Raw genomic sequence first — 7,343 nt, 5'->3', positions numbered from 1 at the left:
CGGCCGGCAGGGTCAGGCCCCAGGTGTAGACCATGCGGCGGACCATGCCCCAGCGCAGCTTGCCCGACGGGCCGCCCAGGCCCGCGCCCATGATGCCGCCGGAGCAGACCTGGGTGGTGGACAGGCCGTAGCCCATGTGCGAGGAGGTCAGGATCACGGTGGCGGCCGCGGTCTCCGAGGCGAAGCCCTGCGGCGGCCGGATGTCCGCCAGGCCGGAGCCCATCGAGCGGATGATCCGCCAGCCGCCCATGTAGGTGCCCAGCGCGATCGCCAGACCGGCGCTGATGATGACCCAGGTCGGCGGGCCGTCGCCCTTGTGCAGCTGGCCGGCCGAGATCAGGGTCAGCGTGATGATGCCCATGGTCTTCTGCGCGTCGTTGGTGCCGTGCGCCAGCGAGATCAGCGAGGAGGAGAAGATCTGGCCGCGGCGGAAGCCCTTCTCGGTGCTCTTCTTCGGGCTGCTGCCGGCGATCAGGTACGCGATCTTGGTGGCGCCCCAGGAGGCCACGCCCGCGATGATCGGGGAGGCCACCGCCGGGATGAGGATCTTGGAGACGACGACGCTGAAGTTGACGCCGCCGATGCCGGCGCCGACCACGGTCGCACCGATCAGGCCGCCGTACAGGGCGTGCGAGGAGGACGAGGGCAGGCCCTTCAGCCAGGTCAGCAGGTTCCACAGGATCGCGCCGACCAGGGCGGCGAAGATGATCGAGGGTTGCAGTCCGGCCTTCTCGTTGACGATGCCGCCCGAGATGGTGGTGGCCACCTTCACCGAGAGGAACGCGCCGGCGAAGTTCAGCACCGCGGCGATGGCCACGGCGACCTTGGGCTTGAGGGCGCCGGTGGCGATGGAGGTGGCCATCGCGTTGGCGGTGTCGTGGAAGCCGTTCGTGAAGTCGAAGGCGAGCGCCGTGATGATCACAACGGCCACCAGGAACGTGATGTGTTCCATACCCAAACAATCGTCGAAGTGGTCGGACTGACGTTGCTGTCCGGGGCGACGGTAGGAAGCCTCGGTGAACGGGAGGTTAACTCGGCGCGGAGTTGCGGTTCCTTGAGTGGCGCGGGAGTTGCCGGAGCGTCGGTTTTCCATGGAGATCGCGTCGGCGGATGAGAGGGTTGTCACACTCCGGCGCGGGTGAGAATTCACTTCACGCCCCCCGCGAGGCCTGCCGGGAACCCCCCTCCGCATGGCAGGATCGCTCCGATCGCCGACGGAGAACCAGGGGAGGGCCGGCCGATGGGGGCAGGGCAGCGCGCGGAGTCGACCGGACTGCGGCCGTGGGTGCGGGCCGCGCTGCGATGCGGGGCGGTGCTGGCCGTCGCCGCACTGGCCCTCCCGTTCGGCACCGCCGCGTACGCCGCGCCGGACCCGGGCGCCAAGCTCGCCGTCTCCGCCGGATCCGACCCGCTGGCCGAGGCCAAGCAGACCCTGGGCCCGCTGCTGGAGCAGCTGCACACCTTCTACCAGCAGGCCGAAGCCGCCACCGAGCAGTACAACGGCACGGTCGCCCGGCTCGCCGAGCAGCAGGCCGCCGTCCAGGACCTGAACGCCCGGGTGGTGCGCCAGCAGGAGGCCGTGGACACCGGCAGCGACCTTGCTGCCCAGCTGGCGTCCGCGCAGTACCGCAACAGCCAGATATCCGGGTACGCCGAGATGCTGCTCGCCAAGGACCCGTACGAGGCGGTGGTGATCGCCGAACTGCTGGACTCCGCCGGGCGCTCGCAGAAGGCGTTCCTGGAGCGGCTGAAGGCCGACCGGGACACCCTGGCCGCCGCGCAGCTGGCTGCCCGGCAGGCGCTGGCCGACGCGCAGACGCTGGCCGCCCAGCAGGAGCAGCAGAAGAACGAGGTCGCCAGGAAGCTGGCCGACGTCGAGACCCTGGTCGGCTCGCTCACCGGCGCGCAGCGCAGTGAGCTGGAGGCGATCGAGAAGCAGCAGGCCGACCAGGCACAGCTGGCCTTCCTGGCCTCCGGCGCGCTCGGCAAGGGCGAGCGCACGCCGTCCACGATGGGCCGCAAGGCGGTGGCCTGGGCGCTCCAGCAGCTCGGCAAGGACTACGTGTGGGGCGGCGCCGGCCCGGACGTGTTCGACTGCTCGGGCCTCACCTCGCAGGCCTGGCTGCACGCCGGCCGGGCCATTCCGCGCACCAGCCAGGAGCAGTGGGCGCAGCTCCAGCACGTGCCGCTGAACCAGCTGCGCCCCGGCGACCTGGTGGTGTACTACGGCGGCGCCACCCACATCGGGATGTACCTCGGCGGCGGTCTGGTCGTGCAGGCCCCGCGCACCGGCGACGTGGTGAAGGTGTCGAAGGTCGGCGCGATGCCGATCCTGGGGGCCGTCCGGCCCGACCCGGAGGACTCGGCGGACGACGCGGGCGGCGCGTGGAAGGTGCCGGACGTGCCGGTCGGCGAGTCGAAGATCGCGCCCGCCAAGCCGTCCACGCTGCCGCCCGTGCCGGCCCCGACCACCCCCGCCCCGACCACCCCGGCGCCCGGCGGTTCGGCCTCGCCGGACCCGAAGCCCAGCACCCCGGGCACCACGGCCCCGCCGGCGCCCGGCGGCAGCGGCTCGCCGAGTACCGGTTCTAGCGGCTCGCCCAGCGGGTCGGCCTCCGGGGCGCCGTCCGGCGCCGGCTCGGCGCCGGCCTCCGGGTCGGGTCCGGCGTCGCTGTCGGCGAGCGCCCACGGCTCGGGCTCGGCCACGCCGTCGGGCGACTGACGGCGCGGCCGGGGGAGCGGCGGGTCCGGCCCGGTCAGGCGGTGGGCTCCAGGCGGACCACCACGGCCTTGGAGGTCGGGGTGTTGCTGATGTCCGCGGTGGAGTCCAGCGGCACCAGCACGTTGGTCTCCGGGTAGTAGGCGGCCGCGCCGCCCCGCGCCACCGGGTAGTGCACCACCCGGAAGCGTGCGGCGCGGCGCTCCACGCCGTCCTTCCACTCGCTCACCAGGTCTACGAACCGCCCGTCGTCGAGACCGAGTTCGGCGGCGTCGGCGGGGTTGACCAGGACCACCCGGCGGCCGCCGGTGATGCCCCGGTAGCGGTCGTCCAGGCCGTACACGGTGGTGTTGTACTGGTCGTGCGAGCGCAGCGTCTGGAGCAGCAGCCGGCCCGGCGGGACGTCGGGGGCGGTGAGCGGGTTGACGGTGAAGTTGGCCTTGCCGGTGGCGGTGGGGAAAGTGCGGCTGTCCCGCGGGGCGTGCGGCAGGGCGAAGCCGCCGGGGCGGCGGACCTTGGCGTTGAAGTCGTCGAAGCCGGGGATCACGCGGGCGATCCGGTCCCGGATCAGGTCGTAGTCGCGGGCGAAGTCCTCCCACGGCGTGGGGTCCTGCGGGCCGAGCGCGGCGCGGGCCAGTCGGCTGACGATCGCCACCTCGGAGAGCAGGTCGGGCGCGGGCGGGCGCAGCCCGCCGCGCGAGGAGTGCACCATGCCCATGGAGTCCTCGACGCTGACGAACTGCGGGCCGAGGGCGCTGACGTCCCGGTCGGTGCGGCCCAGGGTGGGCAGGATCAGCGCGCGGGCGCCGGTGATCACGTGCGAGCGGTTCAGCTTGGTGGAGACGTGCACGGTCAGCCGGCAGCGGCGCATCGCGGCCTCGGTGGCGTCGGTGTCGGGGCTCGCGGAGACGAAGTTGCCGCCCATCGCGAAGAAGACCTTGACCCGGCCGTCGCGCATGGCCCGGATGGTGTCGACGGTGTCGTGGCCGTGGGCGCGCGGCGGCTCGAACGCGAACTCCTTGCCCAGGGCGTCCAGGAACGCGGTGCTGGGGCGTTCGAAGATGCCCATGGTGCGGTCGCCCTGCACGTTGCTGTGCCCGCGCACCGGGCAGACGCCCGCGCCGGGTCGGCCGACGTTGCCGCGCAGCAGCAGGAAGTTGACGACCTCGCGGATGGTCGGCACCGAGTGCTTGTGCTGGGTCAGGCCCATCGCCCAGCAGACGATGATCTTCCGCGAGGAGAGCACCAGTCGGTGCAGCTCCTCGATCTGCTCCCAGGGCAGTCCGGTGGCGGCCAGCGTGGCGGGCCGGTCGAGGTCGGCGGCCTCGGCGGCGAACTCCCGGTACCCGGCGCAGTGTTCGGCGACGAAGGCCTCGTCGACCGCGTCGGGGGTGGTGAGCAGCAGGTGGTTCAGCGCCCGGAACAGGGCCAGGTCGCCGCCGAGCCGGATCTGCAGGAACAGGTCGGTGAGCTTGGTGCCGCCGCCGACCAGACCGCGCGGGGTCTGCGGGTTCTTGAACCGCTCCAGGCCGGCCTCGGGCAGCGGGTTGACGCTGACGATCTTCGCACCTGCCCGCTTGGCGCGCTCCAGCGCGGAGAGCATCCGCGGGTGGTTGGTGCCCGGGTTCTGGCCGGCGACGATGATCAGGTCGGCCTGGTACAGGTCCTTGAGCGAGACGCTGCCCTTGCCGACGCCGAGGGTCTCGGTGAGCGCCGAACCCGAGGACTCGTGGCACATGTTGGAGCAGTCGGGCAGGTTGTTGGTGCCCAGCCGGCGGGCGAACAGCTGGTAGGCGAAGGCCGCCTCGTTGGACGTCCGGCCGGAGGTGTAGAACGCGGCCTCGTCCGGGGAGCCCAGCGCGGTGAGTTCGGCGGCGATCAGCGCGAACGCCTCGTCCCAGCCGATCGGCGCGTAGTGGGTGGCGTCCTCGTCGAGCAGCATCGGCGTGGTGAGGCGGCCCTGCTGGCCGAGCCAGTAGCCGGAGCGGTCGGCGAGTTCGGCGACCGGGTGGGCGGCGAAGAACTCGGGGGTTATTCGGCGCTCGGTGGCCTCCTCGGCGACCGCCTTCGCGCCGTTCTCGCAGAACTCCGCCACGTGCGGCTTGTCCGGCTCGGGCCAGGCGCAGCCGGGGCAGTCGAAGCCGCCCTGCTGGTTGACCTTGCGCAGGGTGGCCAGCACCCGGCCCGGCGACATCTGGTCGGCGGCCATCCGCAGGGTGTGCCCGATCGCGGGCAGACCGGCGGCGGCGTGGGCCGGGGGCCCGACGTGCGGCGCGTCCTGGGCGGGGTCGCGGTGCGGGGGCTGCTTGGCCATGGCGGACTCTCCGGAGGGCTCGGGGTGCTTGGAGCGTATCCGGTGCGGCGGCGGGTGTCGTGGGGCGGCGGTCAGACCTCCTTCTGGAGCTCGGCCAGCAGCCGCCGGGCGACCGCGTCGTTCTGCCGGAACGCCGGGGCGTCGGTGCGGGGCCGGGCGAAGGCGGCGGGGGCGCGGGTGGTGGTGGGGGCGCCGAGGGCGGTGCGGCGCGGGTGCGGCCGGCCGCCGAGGGCCGGATCGAGCAGCCGGGCGTCGGGGTCGGTGCGGATCAGGCCGGAGCGGTAGGTGTGGCCGTCGGGGTCGGTGAGGTGCTCCTCGTCGATCCGGCCCTCGTCCAGCAGCCGGTGCAGCAGCGGGTCGGCGGTGCGGTCGAGGGAGGGCGGGGGCAGGAAGGCGTCGACCAGGGCGGTGCCGTGGACGTGGTGGCCGGGCAGGGCGGGGGAGGAGGCGCGGAAGGCGCCGTGCCGTTCGTCGAGGTCCACCCGCACGTCCGGGCCGAGGAAGTGGAGCAGTCCGGCGTCGGCGAGGGCGAGCAGCTGGTCGAGGCGGAAGCCGGGCGGGCCGGACGCGTAGAAGGAGAAGAAGCCGTTCCACCAGCCGTCGAGTTCGGCGGCGGTGGAACGGGCGGTGAGCGGGTGCCGGGGCAGCAGCCGGACCAGCTGGCCGTACAGCGAGAGCAGGGCGTGGAACGCGCCGAGGTCGGCGCTGTGCCGCGGGTCGGAGCGGCGGTCCAGGTCGGCGCGCAGGTACCTGCGCAGGTGGCGCTGGAGTTCGGCCGGGTCGGCGACCCGCAGGCCGGCCAGCGGGCGGTCGAGCCGTTCGAGGTCGAGCCGGTCGTCCGGGTCGGGGACGGCGGCGGCGACCAGCGCCTCGCGCTGCGGGCTGTACCAGTCGAGCGGGTGGTAGGCGGCGAGGAACGCGTCCCACGGCACGGCGGTGCGTCCAGGGTGGCCGTGGAACAGCTCGTGGTAGTAGCCGAAGCCGATCTCCTTGGCCATCGCGGGCCACAGGTCGCGGCGGAACTCCAGCGGCCCGTCCGAGAGTTCGGTGTCCGGCCCGAAGTAGCGGGGCAGCGGCGGGAGCGGGCCCCGGAGCCGGTAGTCGGTCTTGGCGTGGTACGGGACGCCGCGCCGGGAGCCCACGTGCAGCACCGGTTCGCGGCCGGACGGGAGGTAGCGCAGGCCGCCGCAGGGGTGCGCGACGAAGCGGCCGCCGCGGCCCTCGGTGAGCAGCGCGACCAGGTCGACGAAGGCCAGCCCGAGGCCGCGGACCACCACCTGCTCGCCGGGGGCGAGGCCGTCCAGGTCGGCGTCGGCGGTGAACGCGGGCGGCACGTAGGTGCGGCCGTGCCGGGCGGCGAAGGCGCGGGCGGCGGCGGTCTCCGGGCCGGGCGCGGAGTCGAGGTGGCCGAGGGCCAGCACCACCCGGTCGGCGCGCAGCACGGCGCCGCCGAGGTGGACGTGCTGCGGTCCCTCCGGGTCGCCGGTGAGCCGCCACGCGGTGTCCCGGTGGAGGAACAGCCGTACGTTCTTCGGGAGTTCGGCGGCGGACCGGCGCAGCACCCAGTCCAGGTAGGCGCTCTGGGCGCGCCGGGTGGGGAAGTCGGTGGGGGCGAGGGTGCGCAGTTCGTCGGCCACGTCCGGGTCCTCGACCGGGCGGTACGGCCGGTGGGCGGCCGGCTCGGCGGCCCACTCGGCGAGCGACGGGCCGGGGCGGACCGGGCCGAGCAGGGTGGACCGCTCGTCGGTGAACATGGTGACGTCCTCGGCCATCGAGTTCATCCGCAGCAGCGGTGACTGCGCGTGCCGCCAGATCCGGCCGCCGCCGGGCGGGTGCGGGTCGACCAGGTGGATGTCCAACTCGGTGTCGGGAGCGAGCAGTTCGGGGGCGTTGGCGGCGATCCGCTCCAGCAGGCCGGTGCCCCGCGGACCGGCGCCGACGACGACCAGGACCGGCACCCGGCTCACCGCCCGCCGGCCCGGCGCAGCGCTGTCCGGGCCCGCTGCCACGGGGTGGGCGGCAGCTCGGCGCGGGTGGAGCCGCGGGCGAAGTGCCGCTCCAGGTAGTACTGGCCGACCGAGAGCAGGCTGGTCACCGCCACGTACCAGAGCGTGGCGACCACCAGCAGCGGGATCACCTGGTACGTCCGGTTGTAGATCAGCTGGGCGGAGAACAGCAGGTCGTGGACGGCCAGCACGGAGATCACCGAAGTGCCCTTGAGGGTGCCGATCAGCATGTTCCCGGCGGGCGGCAGGATCGCCCGCATCGCCTGCGGCAGCACGATCCGGCGCAGCACCCGGCCGCGCCCGA

At 73.8% G+C, this 7,343-nt stretch carries 5 protein-coding genes; 1 reads left to right on the top strand and 4 read right to left on the bottom strand.

Features of this window, described 5'->3' with window-relative positions:
* On the bottom strand, positions 1–952 hold a 952-nt coding region (locus IEZ12_RS05025; protein WP_229847250.1), incomplete at its 3' end, for an inorganic phosphate transporter.
* A gap of 288 nt (positions 953–1,240) precedes the next feature.
* Between IEZ12_RS05025 and IEZ12_RS05020 the strand changes: the two genes are divergently transcribed.
* Positions 1,241–2,722: a C40 family peptidase gene (locus IEZ12_RS05020; RefSeq protein ID WP_189271001.1), complete on the top strand. Its 1,482-nt coding sequence runs from the start codon at positions 1,241–1,243 to the stop codon at positions 2,720–2,722.
* Between the two features lie 34 nt (positions 2,723–2,756).
* Here IEZ12_RS05020 and IEZ12_RS05015 read toward each other — a convergent pair whose 3' ends face one another.
* The 3 genes from IEZ12_RS05015 to IEZ12_RS37715 form a co-directional block, all read right to left on the bottom strand.
* On the bottom strand, positions 2,757–5,033 hold the full coding sequence (locus IEZ12_RS05015) for an FdhF/YdeP family oxidoreductase (RefSeq protein ID WP_189271000.1): 2,277 nt from the start codon (positions 5,031–5,033) through the stop codon (positions 2,757–2,759).
* 71 nt (positions 5,034–5,104) lie between these two features.
* Entirely contained in the window at positions 5,105–6,991 is a 1,887-nt protein-coding gene (locus IEZ12_RS05010; RefSeq protein WP_444542888.1) for an FAD/NAD(P)-binding protein, read from the bottom strand.
* Positions 6,992–6,996: 5 nt separating this feature from the next.
* The coding region (locus IEZ12_RS37715) for an ABC transporter permease subunit (RefSeq protein ID WP_229847249.1) at positions 6,997–7,343 on the bottom strand (347 nt) is incomplete at its 5' end.

Origin of the sequence: Kitasatospora griseola, assembly GCF_014648555.1 — a bacterium.
GTDB lineage: Bacteria > Actinomycetota > Actinomycetes > Streptomycetales > Streptomycetaceae > Kitasatospora > Kitasatospora griseola.
This window is presented reverse-complemented; position numbering and strand designations above follow the sequence as displayed.